Origin of the sequence: Streptomyces sp. NPDC013157 (genome assembly GCF_042899865.1) — a bacterium.
In the GTDB taxonomy this organism is placed as follows: Bacteria; Actinomycetota; Actinomycetes; order Streptomycetales; family Streptomycetaceae; genus Streptomyces.
Genome location: NZ_JBIBAK010000013.1, coordinates 220,355 through 239,073, shown reverse-complemented (window position 1 = coordinate 239,073; position 18,719 = coordinate 220,355). Strand labels below are relative to the sequence as shown.

The window sequence follows — 18,719 nt, the reverse complement described above, 5'->3', positions numbered from 1 at the left end:
ATCCCCCTGCACCACGGCCCGGAACCACCGACCGGTCTCCCGGACCCGCGCCCGGGACCATCGGCCGGCACCCCGGACCCACGCCCGGGACCACCGACCGACCACCCGGACCCGCGCCCGGGCTCCCGCCCGGATCCCCGGAGTCCTGGACCTACGGCAGAGGCACGGGAAGGACATCCTTCCCGCACCCCGTTCCGTGGCCGTAACGCTGCCATTACAGCGTTCTTTTGACCATGCCTACGACAAGGTCATGACCCCTGGGTCAGGAGGTCTTGACCGTGATCGAACCGTCCTTGATGCCGGCCTCGGCCTTCTTGAGCGCGGCCTGCAGGGCGGCGTTGTTCTTGAAGACCGGGTTGGAGTCGGCCAGGCCGACGCCACCGTTGGTCAGGGAGCCGCGGATCTCGCCGGACAGCGGCTTCTTGTCCTTGATGACCGACTTGGCGAGGTCGTACACCGCGCCCTCGACGTTCTTCAGGGCCGAGGTCAGGATGTAGTTCTTGTACTTCGACAGCGCGGCCTGGCTGTACTGGTCGGAGTCGACACCGATCGCCCACACCTTGTGCGCGGCGGCGGCCTTGATGACGCCCTGGCCGGAGAGGCCGGCGGCGGCGTAGACCACGTCGGCACCGCCGCCGATCTGGCCCTCGGCGGCGGCCTCGCCCTTGTCGGGGCTGGAGAAGCCGCCCTCCTGGGCGGTCTGGGTCAGGTACTGGGCCTTGACCGTGACGTTCTTCTTGGTGGCCTTGACACCCTGCTCGAAGCCCGCCTCGAACTTGTGGATCAGCGGGACGTCCACGCCGCCGATGAAGCCGACGGTGTTCGACTTGGTGGTCAGCGCGGCGGTGACACCGGCCAGGTACGAGGACTGCTCCTCGTGGAAGACCATGTCCGCGACGTTGCTCGCCTGGTCCTGGTTGTCGTCGATGATGCCGAAGGTGACCTTCGGGAACTTCGCGGCGGCTTCCTTGACCGCGGGCGCGTAGGCGAAGCCGACGCCGATCACGGGGTTGTAGCCGGACTTGGCCAGGGTCTCCAGCCGCTGGACCTTGTCCGCGTCCGACTCGCCGTCCTGCGGCTCGATGTCCCGGCCGGTGACGCCGAACTCCTTGTTGGCCTTCTCGAAGCCGGCGTACGCGGCGTCGTTGAAGGACTGGTCGCCCTTGCCGCCGACGTCGTACGCGAGACCGACACCCTTGGACGCGCCGGCCTTGCCGGTGGACGAGCTGGACGAGCTGGACGAGCTGCCGCACGCTGAGACGGTGACGGCAAGAGCTGCGGTTGCAACGCCCGCAACGGCGATTCGGGACACCCGGCGCATGGAACGAGACTCCTTCGTGCAAGCGCCCAAACCAGGCGCTGGTTCCGCGGCAGCGTAACGCGCGTAGACCAGACGGAAAACCCCCAATGTCCGGTCCGTTATCTAGCTGTGGCCACAGTCACGGCCAAGGCTACGGACAGCAATACGCCCCTTGCAGGAGGCAAGGGGCGTACTGACTGCAACGACGCGCGGGCGGCCGTACCCATCGGTACGGCCGCTCACCCGGCGACTTATATATGTCGCATTACTTCGTGTTGACGGTGACCTTGCCGTCGATGATGTCCTGCTTGGCCTTGTCGACCGCGGCGACGACCTTGGTCATGGCCTTGTACTTCGGGTTGGTGTCCGCGAAGCCGACGCCACCGGTCTTGAGGGTGCCGTTGACGACACCGCTCTCCGGCTTGCCCTCGTAGACCGACTTGACCAGGTCGTACACGGCGCCGCCGACGTTCTTCAGCGCCGAGCCGAGGATGTAGTCCTTGTACTTCGCGAGGGCGTCCTGCGCGTACTGGTCGGAGTCGACGCCGATCGCCCAGACCTTGTCGGAGGCGGCGGCCTCGATCACGCCCTGACCGGACAGGCCGGCCGCGTGGTAGATCACGTCCGCACCGGCGTCGATCTGGCCCTGGGCGGCGGTCTTGCCCTTGTCCGGGCTGGAGAAGCCGCCCTCGGCCGCCGTCTGCGTCAGGTACTGCGACTCGATCTTGATCTTCGGGTTGACCGACTTGGCACCCTGGTCGAACCCGGCCTCGAAGGTGTGGATCAGCGGGATGTCCACGCCGCCGATGAACCCGATGTGGTCCTTCTTGGTCGCGGAGGCGGCCGCGACACCGGCCAGGTACGAGGACTGCTCGGCGGCGAACACCATGTCGACGACGTTCTTCGCCTGGATCGTCGAGTCGTCGATCATGCCGAAGGTGATGTTCGGGTACTTGGCGGCGACCTCCTTGACGGCGGGCGCGTAGGAGTAGCCGACCCCGATGATCGGGTTGTAGCCGGCCTTGGCGAGCGTGTCGAGGCGCTGCACCTTGTCGGCGTCGGACTCGCCGTCCTGCGGCTCGATGTCCCGGCCGCCGATGCCGAACTCCTTCTCGGCCTTCTCGAAGCCGGCGAAGGCGGCGTCGTTGAAGGACTGGTCGCCCTTGCCGCCGATGTCGTAGGCGAGGCCTATGCCCTTGCCGTTGTACTTGCCGGACGAGTTGGTGCTGGTCGCACCACTGTCCGAGCTGGACTTGCCGCACCCGGCGGCCGCGAGGGCGATGACGGCAACGGTCACCGCAGCTTGGGAGAACCGAGTCCTCCGACCCGAGATAGTACGCACAGCAAGCACCCCTTCGTCCCCACGGCACCGTCACCGGCCCGCTTCCCCAACCGTCCACCCTCGGTGGCGATTTCGGCGCACAGTAACGCGCGTAGAAGGGGAGGGGAACGGGGTTTCTCCGGGCCGTTATCGAACCGTGCCGACTCCGGGTTACAAGCGGCGGCCGCCGGTTACGACGGGGTGACACAAGGGGGCGAAGAGGTACCGACCGGGCACCCCTTCGCCCCCTGGGGGACTTGCGCGACGTGCGGGGAAGCTGACCGTTTCTCCCGCCGTCTGATACGACAGCCGCCGATACGACTACATGGTCGCGTCGATCAGGGCGGCGGCCGTGAACAGCTCCACCCCGACGGTGATGGCCCGCTCGTCGGCGTCGAAGTCACCCTGGTGCAGGTCGCGCACGGTCCGCTCGCCCGGCGTGCGGACCCCGAGCCGCGCCAGGGCGCCCGGCACGCGCTCCAGGTACCAGGAGAAGTCCTCGCCGCCGAGGCTCTGCTCGGTGGTCTCGATGGATTCGGTGCCGCGCCGGGCGGTCATCGCGTCCCGCAGCAGTTCGGTGATCACCGGGTCGTTGACGACCGGCGGCACCCCGCGCACGTAGTTGATCTCGGACTTGGCGCGGTGCATGGTGGCGACCTCGTCGATCGCCGCGTGCACGACGTCCGGGGCCTGCCGCCAGGCCTCCAGGTCCAGGCAGCGCACGGTCCCGGACAGCTCTGCGTGCTGGGGGATCACGTTGGGTGCGTGCCCGCACTCGATCCGGCCCCAGGTCACGGCGAGCCCGCTCCGGCTGTCCACGCGCCGCCCGATGAGCGCCGGCACGTCGACGGCCACCCGGGCGGCGGCGGTGACCAGGTCGGTCGTCAGATGCGGCCGTGCGGTGTGCCCGCCGGGGCCGTCCAGCGCCACCTCGACCCGGTCGCAGGCGCTGGTGATGGCGCCGGTCCTGAGCCCGATCCGTCCCACGTCCACCCGGGGGTCGCAGTGCACGGCGATGATCCGCCCGACCCCGTCCAGCACCCCGGCCTCGATGGCGTCGGCGGCGCCGCCGGGCAGCACCTCCTCGGCGGGCTGGAAGAGCAGCCGTACCGGCCGCGGCAGCTGCCCCCGCTCGTGCAGCTCGGCGAGAACCAGACCGGCGCCCAGCACCACGGTCGTATGCACGTCGTGCCCGCACGCGTGCGCCCGGTCCGGCACGGTGGACCGGTACGAGCACTCGGTCTTCATGTCCGGGATGGGCAGGGCGTCGATGTCGGCCCGCAGGGCGAGCACCGGAAGCCCGTCCCCGACCGGCCCGATGTCACAGACGAGTCCGGTCCCCGCCGGGAGGACGCGCGGCCGGAGGCCGGCCTTCTCCAGCCGCTCCTTGATGGCGGCCGTGGTGCGGAACTCCTGGTTTCCTAGCTCGGGGTGCATGTGCAGGTCGCGGCGGAAGGCGACGAGTTCGGCGTGCAGTTCCTCGCTGAGCACGCCGGGGAGCACATCCCCGGGGAGGTCGGCCTCGGTCTCTAGGGACATCAATTGCTTCACCCTCTGAAGGGTAGGACGCCCGAAGGGTCAACTGACCCGAGATCAACAAAAGTTCAGCCCGTTAGGGGAAGAAAATCTGACCTCGGACGCATGACCTCGGACGTGGCTGGGTAACACGTATGTTTCCTCTTCCACGCATACCACGCCTGGCGACGATCACGCGCGTCCTGTCCACCCACCGAAACGGGACCGGGCCGCAACCGCGACTTCGCCACACGGTCCCCGCCCGGCCGGTAGCGTGCGCGACCGTGACGGACCCGGAGACGACCGACTTCATACAGACCACCCGTACGTCCTACGACACGATCGCCAAGGACTACTCCGCCGCCTTCCCCGGCATACCCGACCTACCTGTAGACATGTCCATGATCGCCGCCTTCGCCGCGCTGGTGAAGGCGAACGGCACCGCCCCCGTGGCCGACCTGGGCAGCGGCCCCGGCGACATCACGGCCCACCTGAACGACCTGGGCGTCCAGACCTTCGGCATCGACCTCTCGCCCGCCATGGTCGCCCTGGCCCGCGAGGCCCACCCCGCCGTCCGGTTCCACCGGGGCTCCATGACCTCGCTGGACCTGCCCGACGAGACCCTCGGCGGGATCCTCGCCCTGTACTCGATCATCCACATCCCCGACGACCACCTCCCGGCGACCTTCGCCGGCTTCCACCGCGTCCTGGTCCCCGGCGGCCACGTGCTGCTGTCCTTCCAGAAGGGCGAGACGCCCGGCCTCCACCTCACGGAACGCTTCGGCCACGAGATCGACCTGCGCTACTACTGGCGCCCCGCGTACGCGGTCGGCGACATGCTCGCCAAGGCGGGCCTGGACGTGGCGGCGACCCTGATCCGGGAACCGCTGGGGTCGGAGAAGATGCCCCGGGCGTTCGTCCTGGCCCGCAAGCCGGGCTGAGCGGGCACGGGCGGGGCATCGGCTGCGGGGACGCGGGGCGTCACTCCTGGGTACGGAGCACGCACCCGGTGACGACGTCCCGCAGGCTCCCGGCGCCCTCCAGCAGCTCCCGCTGCTCGTCGGCGCCGTTGCCGCGCCGCAGCAGCCGCCCGACGGCCTCTTCCACGGCCGCCAGGTCCCCGCTGCCGACGAGGGCGTCCCGGGTGTGCGCGAGCAGTGACTCCAGTACGGCCGGGGCCGCCCGGGGCCGCAGGGTGCCGGGATCGAGCAGTTCGCCGCCGAGCCCCGACCGTGCGGCCCGCCAGGTGGCCAGCCGCTGCAGCCCCACCCCGTGGTCGACGGGCTCCCGCCCGGCCCGCCACTCCCGCGCGGCCGTCTCCACCAGCGCACGGGCGAGGGTGGCCACGAGCACGGCGGTCCCGGCGCGCAGGCAGACGTCGGCGACCCGGATCTCCACGGTCGGGTAGCGCCGGGCCAGCCGGGCGTCGAAGTAGACCATCCCCTCGTCCAGGATGACGCCGGTGGCCACCATGTCCGCCACCAGCCGGTGGTAGCGCTCGGCGGAGCGGAACAGCTCGGTCGGACCGGAGGACGGCCAGCGCGACCACACCCGGCTGCGGTAGCTGGAGTAGCCGGTGTCGGTGCCCTGCCAGAAGGGCGAGTTCCCGCTGATCGCGACGAGCACCGGCAGCCACGGCCGTACCCGGTCGAGAACCTCCACGCCCTCCTCGTCGGACTCCACGGCAACGTGCACATGGCATCCGCACACCAGCTGCTCCCGGGTGGCGATGCCGTACTGCTCGGCCAGCCACTGGTAGCGCGGGTTCACGCTGATGGAGGGGCTTACGGGCAGCGGCGAAGTGGCGAGCGCGACGACGGCACACCCCAGCTCCCCGGCGAGCCGGGCGGCCTCCTTACGACACCGGATGATCTCCTCCCCCAGCTCCGCCATGTCCGCCTGCGGATGGGTGGCGAACTCCAGCATCTGCCCGTAGAGCTCCTTCTCGAACACGTCCTGCCCCGGATCCACCAGCGAGGCCCGCGCCAGCACGGCCGGGGCCGACGCCTTGGGCTCACCCGACTCCGGGTCCACGAGAAGAAGCTCTTCCTCCACTCCGACGGTACGCACGTGAGGCCGCCCTCCATCCGCGCCGCGCCCCTGCCCGACGGGCTGTCCCTCCCCGACTTCCCAGGCCGGGCCGACGGACACCTGCCTACAGCCCGAGGGCGGCACGGACGTTCACTCCTCGACGAACAGCTCCGCGGCGTCCGTGACGTGCACCGCACGCTGGGCCCAGTGTTCGAGCTGGTCGAGATCGGTGCAGGCGTCCACCCGCTCACGCACCGGGTCACTCACCGGAACACCGCGCCATTCCAGAACTCGCAGCACCATCTCGGCACGCTCCTGAACACGCCCCTGCTCCCGGCCTTCCTCCCGGCCTTCCTCACGCACCTGCTCCGCCAGCGGGTGCCGCCAGAAGTACTGGATCGCGGTCATCAGGTCCCTCCACATCTGCTTCGCCTGGGGATCGACCAGGCAGGAATCGACGAACTGCACGAACACCGCGGCACTGTCGCGGTCGATGGTCTTCAGGGCGGCTGCCAGCGATTCCAGTATGGCCGGGGCCTGCCTGCCACGCCCGTGCGTCATGGCCGAGAGCACCGCAAGGGGCGCGAGCCGTCTTCTCCGACCGCGTTCCGGAACTCCCAGGCGAGGAGATCGAGTTGCGGGTCCGGCATCGGCTGCGTCGTGCGGCAACCCTGGCGCACACCCCGTACGAGGCGGTCATCCACGAAGCCGCGTTGCGCATCATGGTCAGCGACCGCAACACCGCACGGACTCAGCTCGCCCACGTCGCGGAGTCGTCGGAGGCGGAACACGTCACCGTCCGTGTCATCCCCTTCAGCCTGGAGGGGTTCACCAGCGCGGCGAGCGCCATGACCTATGCGGGAGGCGCCGTGCCGAAGCTGGACACCGTCGTGCGCGACGGCCCGCACGGTGCCGCCTTCATCGACTCCGAGGCTCAGCTGGGCGCCTTTCGAACGCTCTTTCATAAGGTGGAGGCCGCGTCGCTCGACCCCGAGCGCTCACGTGACTTCATCCGCAAGCTGGCGAAAGAGCTGTGAGGCACCCCCCATGGACACCTGGCGGAAGTCGTCCTACTCCGGACCCGGCGACGGCGACTCCTGCGTAGAGATACGAACTCCCCCACCCGCATATCCGTCCGCGACTCCAAGGACCCGGACGCCGGCACCCTCGTCTTCCCGCCCGCATCCTTCGCCTCCTTCGTCGAAGCCTTGAAGGACGCGGGCGGGGCTCGATCTATTTCCGCGCCCCATCCGCGGAACGCGACGCGCCGGCCGGTACGGACACGGGCGTCCGGCGCCCGCAGCAGCGGCGCGCCCGCAGCAAGGCGGTGATCAGGGGGGAGTGAGCAGGGGCTGGGCCGGGCCAGTCACCGCCGCCAGCCGGTGGACGTCCTTCGCCGTCCCGGTGACGCCGGACAGGAAGCCCTGGGCGCGCGGGGACGCGTTCTCCGTCAGCCAGGCCGGGTCGATGTCGCAGACGGCCACGCGGACGCCCGTGCCGACCAGGGCCAGCGGGAGGGTGTGCACGACCGTCGAGGGGAAGCTGAGGATCGTACGGCCGATGGGGCCGCGGCGGGCGATCAGCTCCAGGGGGAGGTCCGGGCGGACTATCTCCAGGCCCGTCTCGGCGGCCAGGCGGTGGAGTTTCTCGGTGCTCTCGCGGCGGTGCGCGAAGTAGCGGGTCGCGCCGTGCGCCTTGGCCAGGGTCTGGACGGCCTCCAGGTAGCGGTCGCCGTCCACGACCCCCGTCTCCACCAGGGAGGTGCCGACCATGTCGGCGCCCTTGGTGATGCGCGGCGGGCCGAAGCGCGCGCGGGTCCAGCCGAAGTCGTTCGCGGTGACCGTCACCCCGGCCGGCGTCTCCGTCATCGGCATGGAGGAGAAGACCTCCACCCGGCGGCGGTCGCTCGGGGTGAGGCGGCGGCGGGCGGAGGAGGAGACCGGGGCGAAGAGCAGGTCCCGCGCGCCGGGTCTGCCGCCCTTGCGGTGCCAGCGGACCAGGCGTTCGCCGCGCGCCAGCTGGGCGACGAACTCCATCGTGGCCGTGCCGTCGTCGACCACGACCAGATCACGGGCGCGGGTGATGGTCAGGAGCAGTTGTACGTAGCGGGAGAACGGGTCTCCCATGACGATGCGGTCGGCCCGGCGGAGGGAACCCGCCAGGCCGCCGATCGTCTGGAAGGGGGCGGCGGTACCGCCCCGTGCTTCCTCCCAGCGGACCCGGTATCCCTCGTCCCGGGCCAGGTCCGCCATGCGGCGCAGCTGGCCCCGGGTCATGGGGTCCGTCGGGGACAGGACGACGATCGTGAGTTCCGCGCCGGGTGCAGATATGCCGGATGCCGGGCGCCGTACCTGGCTGGGCACGGCCGGCACGGGGTCCGCCGCCCCGCGCAGGGCGTGGGCATGCGCCCACTCCAGCACGTTCAGCAGCTGCACCGGACTCTCGACGAACGCGAGTGTGTGGGGGCCGGTGTTCCCGGCGCGGGGGCTCATCGACGTACGACCGTCCCGTCGTCGTAACACATCAATCAGGCTCGGGCTCAGACCTGGACCGGCTCGCCGGCGGCCGCGGCGATCTCCGCCTCGGCGACGACACCGGTGACGCGGCGCAGCTTCTTCATCGGGCCGAGCTCGGAGTCGTAGACCTTCTTGACGCCGTCGCCGAGGGACTCGGAGATGATGCGGATGTCGCGGACCAGGCGGGTGAGGCCCTGCGGCTCCACGGAGGCGGCCTGGTCGGAGCCCCACATGGCGCGGTCGAGGGTGATGTGACGCTCGACGAAGGTGGCGCCGAGCGCGACCGCGGCGAGGGTGGTCTGCAGGCCCGTCTCGTGGCCGGAGTAGCCGATCGGCACGTTCGGGTACTCCTTCTCCAGCGTGTTGATCACGCGGAGGTTCAGCTCCTCGGCCTTCGCCGGGTAGGTGGAGGTGGCGTGGCACATGAGGATGTTCTCGGAGCCCAGGACCTCGACCGCGTGGCGGATCTGCTTCGGGGTCGACATGCCCGTGGAGAGGATGACCGCACGGCCGGTGGCGCGCAGCGCCTTCAGCAGCTCGTCGTCCGTGAGGGAGGCGGAGGCGACCTTGTGGGCGGGGACGTCGAACTTCTCCAGGAAGGCGACGGCCTCGGTGTCCCACGGGGAGGCGAACCAGTCGATGTTCTTGGTCTTGCAGTACTCGTCGATCTGACGGTACTCGTCCTCACCGAACTCCACGCGGTGGCGGTAGTCGATGTAGGTCATGCGGCCCCAGGGGGTGTCGCGCTCGATGTCCCACTGGTCGCGCGGGGTGCAGATCTCCGGAGTGCGCTTCTGGAACTTGACGGCGTCACAGCCGGCCTCGGCGGCGACGTCGATCAGCTTGAAGGCGTTCTCCAGCTCACCGTTGTGGTTGATGCCGATCTCGCCGCAGATGTAGACGGGCTTGCCGGGGCCGACCTCACGGGAACCGAACTGGCGCAGACGGGAGTTGCTCATGACTGTGGGGTGTCCTTACTTCGGGAGGGAATCGAGAGAGGGGCCGAGGATCCAGCTGGCGATCTCTCGGATCGCGCCGTCACCGCCGGGGAGGGTGGTGACCGCGCGTGCGGCGCCGCGTACGACGTCGTGGGCGCTCGCGACCGCCACGGGCCAGCCTGCTACGGCGAAGCACGGGAGGTCATTGACGTCGTTTCCGACGTAGAGCACGCGCTCGGGAGCGATGCCCTGCTCCTCGCACCACTGCTTGAGTGCGAGGTCCTTGCGGTCGATGCCGTGCAGGACCGGAATCTGTAGCTTCCGGGCCCGGGCGGCGACGACCGGGTTCTGCTCCGTGGAGAGGATCAGCATCTTCAGCCCGCTCTTGCGCAGGGCGGCGATGCCGAGTCCGTCGCCGCGGTGCACGGAGACGAACTCCTTTCCATCGGCATCGATCAGCACCCGGTCGTCGGTCTGGGTGCCGTCGAAGTCCAGTACGACCGCGTCGACGTCGTCGGCGGTCGGGAGCGCGCCGGGGCGGTCCGCGTCGAAGAGCGGGGCCAGGGCGCGGGCCCGCGCGAGCTCGTGCGGGTCGTCGATCTCCAGGACGCGCGCGGGGTCGGTCCGCACCAGTTCGGTGTGGCCGAAGAAGCGGTGCTGGTGCTCGCGGAAGCCGTCGGCGCGCATCGCGTAGGCGGCGCCGGTCTCCAGGAAGTCCTGGGGACGGTCCTGGCGGCGCGGGCGGAACGACTTGTCGTGGTTGACGCCGAAGCCGCCGCTGGCCGTGGCCTCGTCGGCGCCCACCGGCACCGGGGCGTGCACCTCGTCGCGCCAGACGAAGCCGTGGAAGGGGGCGACGGTCAGGGCCGTGTCGGCGCCGTTGTCGACGATCGCGCCGGCCACCCCGTCGATGTCCTCGCGGACGATGAACGGGCTGGTGCACTGCACGAGCAGCACGACGTCGACCGTGGCGCCGTGCAGCGCCTCGTGGGCGTCCATGGCGTGCAGGACGGCGGCCTCGGAGGTGGCGGTGTCACCGGCGATGGCGGCCGGGCGCAGCACGACCTCGGCGCCGGCGGAGCGGGCGGCCGCGGCGATCGCCTGGTCGTCGGTGGAGACGACCACGTCGGTGACCAGGCGGGAGGCGACGCACTCGCGGACCGCGCGGGCGACCAGCGGGACACCACCGACCGGGGCGAGGTTCTTGGCGGGCACGCCCTTGGAGCCGCCCCGGGCGGGGATCACGGCGAGGACGCGGGGCACTACGGCCCCTTCGGGGTGAGGCATCGGCTCTGTTCCTTCGGCAACTGAGGCTTGACGCGGGATCCGGTCGCTCACAGCTCTCCCATTCGTCGGATCACGGGGGCCACCCGCTGGACGCCGTGGCGGTAGGCGCCGCGTGCGGCCCGGCGCACGATCTGGCGGACGGGGCCCGGGGCCTTGTCGGCGGCGGGCGCGCCCGGGAGCGGGACGCCGTCGGGGCCGAGGTGGTGGCGGGCCAGGATGCCGGGCAGGTAACCGGACGCGGTCTCGGGTGTGTAGTACGGGTTCAGGGGCGGCAGCCCGCCGGGCCGTGCGAGCAGCTTCGCGATGCGTTCGCGGCCCGCGTCGAAGGCGGTGGCGTAGGTGCCGTCGGCGGCGACGCCCTGCCGTGAGACCCACTCGGCGTCGGGCACCGGGCGGTGTCCGGCGTCGAGCTGGTCCCAGGAGGCGAGGCAGCCGGAGCCGACGAAGTGGTGGTTGCCGAGCGCCTCGCGGATGCCGAGGTCGGTGAGGACCACGGTGGGGATCCGGCGGTGCAGGGACTCCAGGGCGGCCGTCGAGCTCATCGTGACCAGGAGGTCGGTGCGGTCGAGCACCTCGCCCATGTGGCCGTAGACGAGGCGGAAGTTGGCGGGCACGTCCTTGCCCTGGACCAGCTTCTGGTACGGCAGTTCCTCGATGTGGGTGGTGTGCTCGCCGGGCTTGGAGCGCAGCTTGAGCAGCACCTCCCGCTCGGGGTGCCTGCGGGCGTGTTCGATCAGCCGGTCGAGCAGGTAGGTACGGTCCTTGCGGCTGTCGGGGACCGAGGGCTGGGCGGCGAACACCACGGTGTACGGGTCGTGTTCGCCTTCGTAGGGCGCCCCGCCGAGGAACGGCAGCGCTACCTCGGTCACCGACGAGGAGTCGGCGCCGACCCCGTCGTACACCGCGCGGAAACGCTCGGCGTCCTGGCGGGAGTTGGCGAGGACGAGGTCCGCGCCGTGCCGCAGCAGCAGACCGTCGGCGAGCTTCTCGTAGACGACGCCGACATAGCCGGTGACGACGACGGGCCGCTTCTCCCGGCCGGCCCAGGTGCTGCGCAGCCCGTGCAGCATGGCCTGCGTGCCGCCGCCGACGAGGGAGAGGACGAGGATGTCGTACTCCTGCTGGTCCATCTCTCTCAGGAACTCGACGGCCGTGACCTCGCGGAGCGAGTCCGCATGGACGCCGACCTCCTGGAGCTGGCGGGCGGTCGGGGTGGCACGGCCGCGCAGGAGGTAGCCGTCGAGCCGGACGTCCGAACTGTCGGTTTCGTTGGGAATCAGGCGCTTCGCGGTGAGCGCCCCCCACTTCCACCGGGTGTCGGAATCCGCCAGGACTGCCACCCGCAGGGACTTCGTTGCACTTGCTGGCACATCGAAGACGCTAGGAAGCCATTCCAAGGAACTCCCGAACCCGAATCCAACAAAAGGTTAACAACACGTCTCCGGATGGGGAATCAGCTCGGGATAAGCCCTCAAAATTGCCTGGTTCACAGCTTCGCCACGCGTCGTTCACCTGGATTCAAGGCGACAGTCAAGACGGATGACGGGCGTCCGCCTAACGTCCTCCACGTGGTCAAGCTCTCCGTCATCGTGCCGTTCTACAACGTGCAGCAATACGCGCCCGACACCCTGAGGAGCCTGCGCGCGAACGCGCGTGAGGACTTCGAATTCATTCTCGTCGACGACTGCTCGACCGACGGGACACCAGAGATTCTCGCGCGGGCCGAGCGCGAGCTCCCCGGCGCGGTCCATGTCAGACACGAGCTGAACGGAGGGCTGGCCACCGCGCGCAACACCGGCATCGACAAAGCGCGCGGTGAGTACGTGACCTTCCTGGACGGCGACGACTGGCTGGCGCCGGGCTACTACCCGCAACTGGTGGACGCCATCGAGTCGCTGGGCTGCGACTTCGTCCGTACCGATCATGTGCAGTGCACCGCGCGCGCCCGGGTCGTGACGCGGGTGCCGGTCGGCCGCCGCAACGTCGTGATGAACCCGCGGGACGCCATCCTGCCCGCCGACCGGTCCACCTCCGTCGACTACGCCTACGCGTGGGCGGGCGTCTACCACCGCCGTCTGGTGGACAAGGGGCTCGTGCATTTCACGGACGGGCTGCGCACGGCCGAGGACCGGCCGTGGATCTGGAAGCTGCACCGCGAAGCCGGGTCCTTCGCGGCGGTGAACCTGCTCGGCGTCTTCTACCGGCGTGGCGTAGCCTCTTCACTCACGCAGATCGGCGACGTCCGTCAGCTCGATTTCATTCGCGCGTTCGACCAGGTGATCGAGGAAACCGCACAGGACGCCGACGCGAAGGAACTCCTGCCGAAGGCCGTCCGTACGTATTGCGCCATCATTTCCCATCACCTGGGATCCATCGAAAGGTTCGAGCCCGCGGTGGCGAAGAAGCTGAAATCCATGAGTGCGGCCGCACTGCGGCGCATGCCGCAGGACGTGCTGGACGAGGCCCTGGACTCCATGGACCTCCAGCGCGCCACCAAGCTGCGCCGGCTGCGCCGCCGTCCCGCCCCCGCGGGAGCCGCCGCGTGACCACCCAGATCTTCCAGGCGTCCACCCTCTACGGCACGGCCACCCTCGCCGCCGCCCTGGACTCCGGCGCCTTCCGCCCGGCCGACCGGCGCATCCTGCTGGTCTGCAACAACGCGGCGACCCCCGAGACCACCCCGGGCCTGGACGAGGCGCCCGGCTTCGAGCGGCTGCGCGACCGCTTCGACGACGTGATCTCGTACAACGAGACGATCTTCCCGTTCCACCCGGGCGGCTGGGCCCCCCGAGTGGATGACATGCCCCTGTGGGAACGCTTCCTGCGCCACGAGTGGCAGCTGGGCGACGACGACATCGAGTTCGCCGTCGAGTCGATCCAGGTCAACCCCTCGCAGAGCCTCACCCAGATCTTCACCGGCGCCCCGGTCACGGTCTACGCCGACGGCCTGATGAGCTACGGCCCGACCCGCAACAAGATCGACCCGCTGGTCGGCACCCGCGTCGACCGGGTCCTCCACCTCGACCTGGTGCCCGGCCTGAAGCCGATGCTGCTCACCGAGTTCGGTGTCGAGGGCGAGGTCGTGCCGACCGCGGCGTTCACCAAGGTCCTCGCCGAACTCGCCCCCAGCGGCGACGAGTTGCCGCAGATCGAGGAACCGGCCCTGCTGCTCGGCCAGTACCTCTCCGCGCTCGACATCCTCACCCCGGAGCAGGAGGAGAACCTGCACGTCCGGATGTTGAAGGGCGCCGTCCAGCTCGGCCACACCAAGGTCGTGTTCAAGCCGCACCCCTCCGCCCCGGCCCGGTTCGCCCGCACCCTGGAGCAGGAGGCCGAGAAGCTCAAGGTCGACCTCACGGTCCTGGACACCACGGTCCTCGCCGAGGTGCTCTACCAGCGGATGCGCCCCGCCCTGGTCGTCGGCTGCTTCTCCACCGCGCTGCTCACCGCGTCCGCGCTGTACGGCCTGCCGACCGCCCGCATCGGCACCGACACGCTCCTCGACAGGCTCACGCCGTACGAGAACAGCAACCGCGTCCCGGTCACCGTCGTCGACGCGCTGGTGCCCGAGCTCACCGACCGCAAGGCGGTCGAGGAGCAGCGCCCGCGGATGAGCGTCGAGGCGCTCGGCGAGCTGATCCGCGCGGTGGGCTTCGCCATGCAGCCGAAGATCTACCCGCAGCTGCGCGGGGAGACCGAGCGCTATCTGACCAAGCACCTGAGCGACACCACCATCCGTTACTTCAAGCGCAAGCGTCTGACCTCGCTCGGGCTGCCCGGTGGGGTGCCCGCGCAGCTGGCGTTCCTGCCGCGCAACGCGACCGTGCGGCGGATGGCGCGCAAGGCCCGTAATCTGCGGCGGGTTGTGCGGAAGTAAGCTCCGCTGGCAGCGCCACGTCAGGTAGTCGGTCGGCTGCGGCTCCGATGTGGCTGGTCGCGCAGTTCCCCGCGCCCCTAACGGGGCGCTGACGTACCGCTTCTCGACAGGGGCGGGTCCCGATCATGGGACCCGCCCCTTCGGCGTCACCGGCCCAGGATCTTCTTGATCGTGGTCTGGTTCTCCTGGGTGACCTTCCAGAGCTGTTCCTGCCGGTCGTGCACGTCGGCGACGGTGCGGCCGTGGTTGTCGAGGATGCCGATGGCGCGCTCGGTGAGGATGTCGCCGAGGTTCTTCTCGTGCACCGAGACGCCCCACTCGGGCCGCTCGATGTCGTTGAGGAAGTACGCCATCTTCGGGTGCGAGATCAGCGAGATGATCGGCGTGCCGACCCCGAACGGGATCATGCCGGCGTGCCCGCGCATGCCGATGACCAGGCGGGTCTTGGCGTACGTCTCGCGGATCTCGTCGTTGGAGAAGTCGTACATCGGGATCACCGGCAGCGAGATGCCGTGCTCGCGGCGCAGGTCGAAGGCGATCTTCTCGTCGTCGAGGGAGTGCGCCACGCACTTGACCTCGGTGTGCTCGCCGATCTTGCGGACGGCCTTGGCCATCTCGGCGAGGAAGTGGGCGTAGTCGTGGCCGAAGCGCAGCCCCGCGCGGTCGTAGGCCGCGTTGAGCATGACCGTGTCCTCGCGGTACGCCGGGTCGGTCCAGCCGGTCACCAGCTGGCGCATGACCGTGGTGGGACAGGGCTGGAAGACGACCTTGTCCTGGAGCTCCGGCGGGAGCATGCCGCGGACCTTGGCGATGGAGCCGTGGTTGCGCAGGCCGAAGAAGGAGGACTTCTCGACCAGCAGCCGCAGGCTGTCGTTGAACCGCTGGGCGCGGTAGGACTGGCCGTCGAAGGCGTTGAAGCCGACCGCGTAGATCATGATCGGGACGTCGATGGCGCGCAGGTGCTCGTCCGGGACGTTCCACTGCCAGGCGCTGTTGCCGTTGGGCATGGTGTCCGGGATGAACAGACCGCCGCCGCCGATGACCAGGCCCCGGCGGGCGTTGACGCGCTCCAGGGCGGCCTTGTCGAAGTAGCGGTGGGCGTGGACGGAGTGCCAGCGCCGGGAGGTGGTGTCCGGGCCGAAGCCGAGCCGGACGGTCTCCGGGAGCAGCTTGTCGCCCGCGTTGCCCTGCCGGTCCATGTAGAAGGCCACGTGCGCCAGCTGGTCCTCGGCGCTGCCCTGCTCCTGGGAGGGGACGGCGGCCGCGCGCTGGGCCCACAGACGGCTGGAGCGGTGCGTGGGGTCGACGGTGAGGCCGGCGGTGGCGTACCGGAGGGCCTCGGTGTTGTCGCCGTGCACCCAGGCGATCTGGGCGAGCCGCGCGAAGGCGGTGGCGGCCCGGTTGGGGGCGGCGGTGGCGAGCAGCAGCTGGGTCTTGGCCTCCTCGTAGCGGGAGACGCTCATCAGGGCGTGCCCGAGGACCTCGTGCGGCCAGGCCTCGTCCAGCGGGATGTGGACGCTGCTCATGACGTCGACGGCGTCCTGGTAGTCGCCGGAGGCGATGTGCGCGGCGGCCACCTTGCGGGCGATCTCCACGTCACCGGTGCGCTTGACGTGCGGGGCGCCGAAGTGGACGACCAGGTCGTGGTGGAGGCCGCCGGAGGAGGCGAAGTAGGCCGCGTGGAACTCGGCGTCGGTCATCTCGAACTCGCGCCAGCGGTCCTCGGCCTGCGCGTAGCCGCTCTCGCCGCCCTGCCAGGGCTTGTGGCGCCCGGTGAAGTGCAGGATCTTGGTGTCCTCCGGGACCGGGAGGTCGCCGGAGAGCCGCCGCTTGACGAAGTTGTACTTGGCGTCGAGGCGGACGAAGTCACCGTCCAGGACGGCGTTCAGGATGCCCTGGTCGTGCTTGTCCAGCTCGTAGTCGCCGCTGCGGCCGGTCTTGTCGATCTTCGCGCAGAACTCGTCGGACAGGTACTCCTTCTGGATCACCAGAAGACCGGAGTTCAGCTTGTGCTGCCCGTAGAAGAACTGCGGGACGGCGGCGAGACCCTCGCGCAGCTCCAGGAGCTCGCCGAGACCACCGAGGACGACCATGTCGGTGTCCAGGGTGATGACCGTGTCGTAGTCACGCAGCCGGAAGATGTCGAGGATGAAGTACGCCTTGCGGACCAGGTAGTTGTCCTGGTCGCCCTTGACGTACGAGTCGTAGTGCGTGTCGTTGACCCGCTGCAGCACGATCCGCGGGTGCAGGGCGCGGATCTTGGCGATGGAGGCCGGGCGCAGGTCGTCGTAGAGCACGACGAAGTCCTCGCAGACGCCCGGGTTGGACAGGGCGAGGCTGCGCAGCAGGACCAGGAAGCCGGGCAGGTAGTTCTCGTCCACGTAGGACGCGAACGCGATCCGGCGCTTCTTGGTGAGCGCGCTGGCGTCGGTGTTCGGTATCGCCGAGGTGAAGGTGGTCGTCATCGCAGGGAGATCCTCATGTCCGTCACGCTCTGGGCCCGCTGCATGACCCAGTCCTTCTCGCTGGTGTATTCGTGCACGGAGGTGATGGCCAGCTTCATGGCCTCCTGCACGCGGTAGGCGCCGCTCTCGTAGAAGTCGAAGCCGATCAGGTCCAGGGTCGGGCTGACGTCCAGGAAGTCCAGCAGCCACAGCATGTTGAACCCGGAGGTCGGGATGCCCGACCAGGTGTCGGTGCTGATCTGCCCGATGTTCCGCATCGGCCAGCGCAGTGACTCGTCGCCGAGGTACTTCTGGGCGCCGGGCACCAGCTTGTTGCGCAGCGAGTGCTTCCAGTCGCCCGAGACGCCGCCGAAGATCAGCCGGGTGGTCACCGGCTTCTCCCAGTTGAAGGCGTGCTTGTGGATGCTGACGTGGATGTCGGTGCGCTCACCGGTGTGCTTCGGGTCGATCTTGTACGAGTTGAAGCGCACGACCAGGTCGTAGTCGTCGATCTGCTTGCCGATGCCGCTGGCGCCGACCCGGCCCGAGTTGGCGATCAGGCAGACGGACTTGCCGGCGATCTGGTTGCGGAACTCGCCGAGGCTGATCCACTGCACGCCGTCGACGGTCGGGTTGGCGACCGGGCCGCGCATCCGGACCCGGCGCTGCTCGGAGTAGAGCGCGACGACCTGGGCGATGCCGGCGTCGTTGCCCTCGGCCAGGCGCAGGTCCAGGTACTGACTGAGCAGCTCCTGCCGGTCGTTCACCGGCGCCTCGTCCTCGGCGAGGGCGAGCAGCGCGCCGACCAGGCGGGGCTCGGCGGCCCGCCAGTCGCCGACGGCGTGCAGGGCGAGGCCCTCGGCCCAGGTGGCGGTGGCGGGCCCGCGGACGTGGTCCGTGGCCGCGGGGACCTGGCGCTTGAGGAGGTCGAGCAGTTCGCGTTCGCGTTCGGCGGCGCGGCGCATGCCGGATATCCGGTTGGCGACGCCGAAGCCGTCGTCGGTGGTGAGTTCCAGGTAGCGCTCGTAGGCCTCGACGGCCTCGCGCTCCTCGCCGAGACCCTCCAGGATGCGGGCGCGCAGCCGCCAGCCGGCGCGGGAGTTCTTGCGCTGGGCGAGGACGGTGTCGCTGATCACCAGGGCGAGGTTCAGCTCGTCGTTGTAGCCGCACTCCAGGGCCTTGTTGGCGACCGCGAGCAGAGCGTCCAGCAGGTCGTTGTTGATCCCGCCCGAGGGGCTCGCGGCGCCCTTGACGGCGCGCTTGAGGAGGGCCGTCGCACCCCCGGCCGAGGCGGGCGCGGGCGTGGTGGTGCCTTCCGTGGCGACGACCACCAGCAGCTTGCGCAGCTGCTCCGCCAGCTCCGCGCGGCGGCGGTCGAGGCTGCCGACCACTTTGCCGCTGTGCACAGCGCAGGCGTGCAGGCAGTCGTCCAGCTCCCCTCCGCGCGCAGGTGCCCGCCTGTTCTGGACCCTCGTCATAGCTCTCCTGAT

Annotated in this window: 13 protein-coding genes and 3 pseudogenes; 5 read left to right on the top strand and 11 right to left on the bottom strand. The window is 69.8% G+C overall.

Annotated features, from left to right (window positions below):
* Positions 1–262: 262 nt before the first annotated feature.
* From ACFY6U_RS33775 to ACFY6U_RS33765, 3 genes are all read right to left on the bottom strand, one after another.
* Complete coding sequence (locus ACFY6U_RS33775) at positions 263–1,321, bottom strand: BMP family protein (protein WP_390044316.1); 1,059 nt, start codon at positions 1,319–1,321, stop codon at positions 263–265.
* Positions 1,322–1,565: 244 nt separating this feature from the next.
* Positions 1,566–2,597: a BMP family protein gene (locus ACFY6U_RS33770; protein WP_390044314.1), complete on the bottom strand. Its 1,032-nt coding sequence runs from the start codon at positions 2,595–2,597 to the stop codon at positions 1,566–1,568.
* 345 nt (positions 2,598–2,942) lie between these two features.
* Positions 2,943–4,160, bottom strand: a complete 1,218-nt coding sequence (locus tag ACFY6U_RS33765) for a M20 family metallopeptidase (RefSeq protein ID WP_390044312.1) — start codon at positions 4,158–4,160, stop codon at positions 2,943–2,945.
* Between the two features lie 260 nt (positions 4,161–4,420).
* Here ACFY6U_RS33765 and ACFY6U_RS33760 point away from each other — a divergent pair, with 260 nt between their 5' ends.
* A complete protein-coding gene (locus tag ACFY6U_RS33760) occupies positions 4,421–5,077 on the top strand; it encodes a class I SAM-dependent DNA methyltransferase (RefSeq protein WP_390044310.1) in 657 nt (218 codons plus the stop codon).
* Between the two features lie 40 nt (positions 5,078–5,117).
* Here ACFY6U_RS33760 and ACFY6U_RS33755 read toward each other — a convergent pair whose 3' ends face one another.
* Positions 5,118–6,206: a glutamate--cysteine ligase gene (locus ACFY6U_RS33755; protein ID WP_390044308.1), complete on the bottom strand. Its 1,089-nt coding sequence runs from the start codon at positions 6,204–6,206 to the stop codon at positions 5,118–5,120.
* A 111-nt stretch (positions 6,207–6,317) separates the two neighbouring features.
* A pseudogene (locus tag ACFY6U_RS33750) lies at positions 6,318–6,758 on the bottom strand (hypothetical protein); the annotation flags it as partial.
* Between ACFY6U_RS33750 and ACFY6U_RS33745 the strand changes: the two are divergent.
* Positions 6,749–7,204, top strand: a pseudogene (locus ACFY6U_RS33745) (DUF5753 domain-containing protein); the annotation flags it as partial. The pseudogenes ACFY6U_RS33750 and ACFY6U_RS33745 overlap by 10 nt on opposite strands.
* A gap of 10 nt (positions 7,205–7,214) precedes the next feature.
* A pseudogene (locus tag ACFY6U_RS33740) lies at positions 7,215–7,381 on the top strand (DUF397 domain-containing protein); the annotation flags it as partial.
* Positions 7,382–7,498: 117 nt separating this feature from the next.
* On the opposite strand, the gene ACFY6U_RS33735 reads toward ACFY6U_RS33740, so the two are convergent.
* Genes ACFY6U_RS33735 through ACFY6U_RS33720 form a run of 4 tightly spaced genes read right to left on the bottom strand, consistent with a single transcriptional unit; the run spans position 7,499 to position 12,278 of the window.
* Positions 7,499–8,659 (bottom strand): hypothetical protein, encoded by a 1,161-nt coding sequence (locus ACFY6U_RS33735; protein WP_390044306.1) that lies wholly within the window; start codon positions 8,657–8,659, stop codon positions 7,499–7,501.
* A gap of 47 nt (positions 8,660–8,706) precedes the next feature.
* Positions 8,707–9,642, bottom strand: a complete 936-nt coding sequence (locus ACFY6U_RS33730; RefSeq protein ID WP_390044304.1) for an N-acetylneuraminate synthase family protein — start codon at positions 9,640–9,642, stop codon at positions 8,707–8,709.
* Between the two features lie 15 nt (positions 9,643–9,657).
* Positions 9,658–10,908 carry a cytidylyltransferase domain-containing protein gene (locus ACFY6U_RS33725; protein WP_390044302.1) on the bottom strand — a complete coding sequence of 417 codons (1,251 nt, stop codon included), beginning with the start codon at positions 10,906–10,908 and terminating at the stop codon, positions 9,658–9,660.
* Between the two features lie 47 nt (positions 10,909–10,955).
* The gene (locus tag ACFY6U_RS33720) at positions 10,956–12,278 is read right to left on the bottom strand and encodes a DUF6716 putative glycosyltransferase (RefSeq protein ID WP_390044301.1); all 1,323 of its coding nucleotides are present in this window, start codon (positions 12,276–12,278) and stop codon (positions 10,956–10,958) included.
* Between the two features lie 198 nt (positions 12,279–12,476).
* Here ACFY6U_RS33720 and ACFY6U_RS33715 point away from each other — a divergent pair, with 198 nt between their 5' ends.
* A complete protein-coding gene (locus tag ACFY6U_RS33715) occupies positions 12,477–13,454 on the top strand; it encodes a glycosyltransferase family 2 protein (protein ID WP_351715083.1) in 978 nt (325 codons plus the stop codon).
* On the top strand, positions 13,451–14,785 hold the full coding sequence (locus ACFY6U_RS33710; RefSeq protein ID WP_390044299.1) for an alpha-2,8-polysialyltransferase family protein: 1,335 nt from the start codon (positions 13,451–13,453) through the stop codon (positions 14,783–14,785). Before ACFY6U_RS33715 ends, ACFY6U_RS33710 begins: the two co-directional genes overlap by 4 nt.
* A 146-nt stretch (positions 14,786–14,931) precedes the next feature.
* On the opposite strand, the gene ACFY6U_RS33705 is transcribed toward ACFY6U_RS33710, so the two are convergent.
* Both ACFY6U_RS33705 and ACFY6U_RS33700 read right to left on the bottom strand, forming a co-directional pair.
* Entirely contained in the window at positions 14,932–17,250 is a 2,319-nt protein-coding gene (locus ACFY6U_RS33705) for a glycosyltransferase (protein ID WP_390044297.1), read from the bottom strand.
* Positions 17,247–18,707, bottom strand: coding sequence for a glycosyltransferase family 29 protein (locus ACFY6U_RS33700; protein ID WP_390044295.1), 1,461 nt, complete (start codon positions 18,705–18,707; stop codon positions 17,247–17,249). The genes ACFY6U_RS33705 and ACFY6U_RS33700 overlap by 4 nt, the downstream gene beginning before the upstream one ends.
* Positions 18,708–18,719 lie beyond the last annotated feature (12 nt).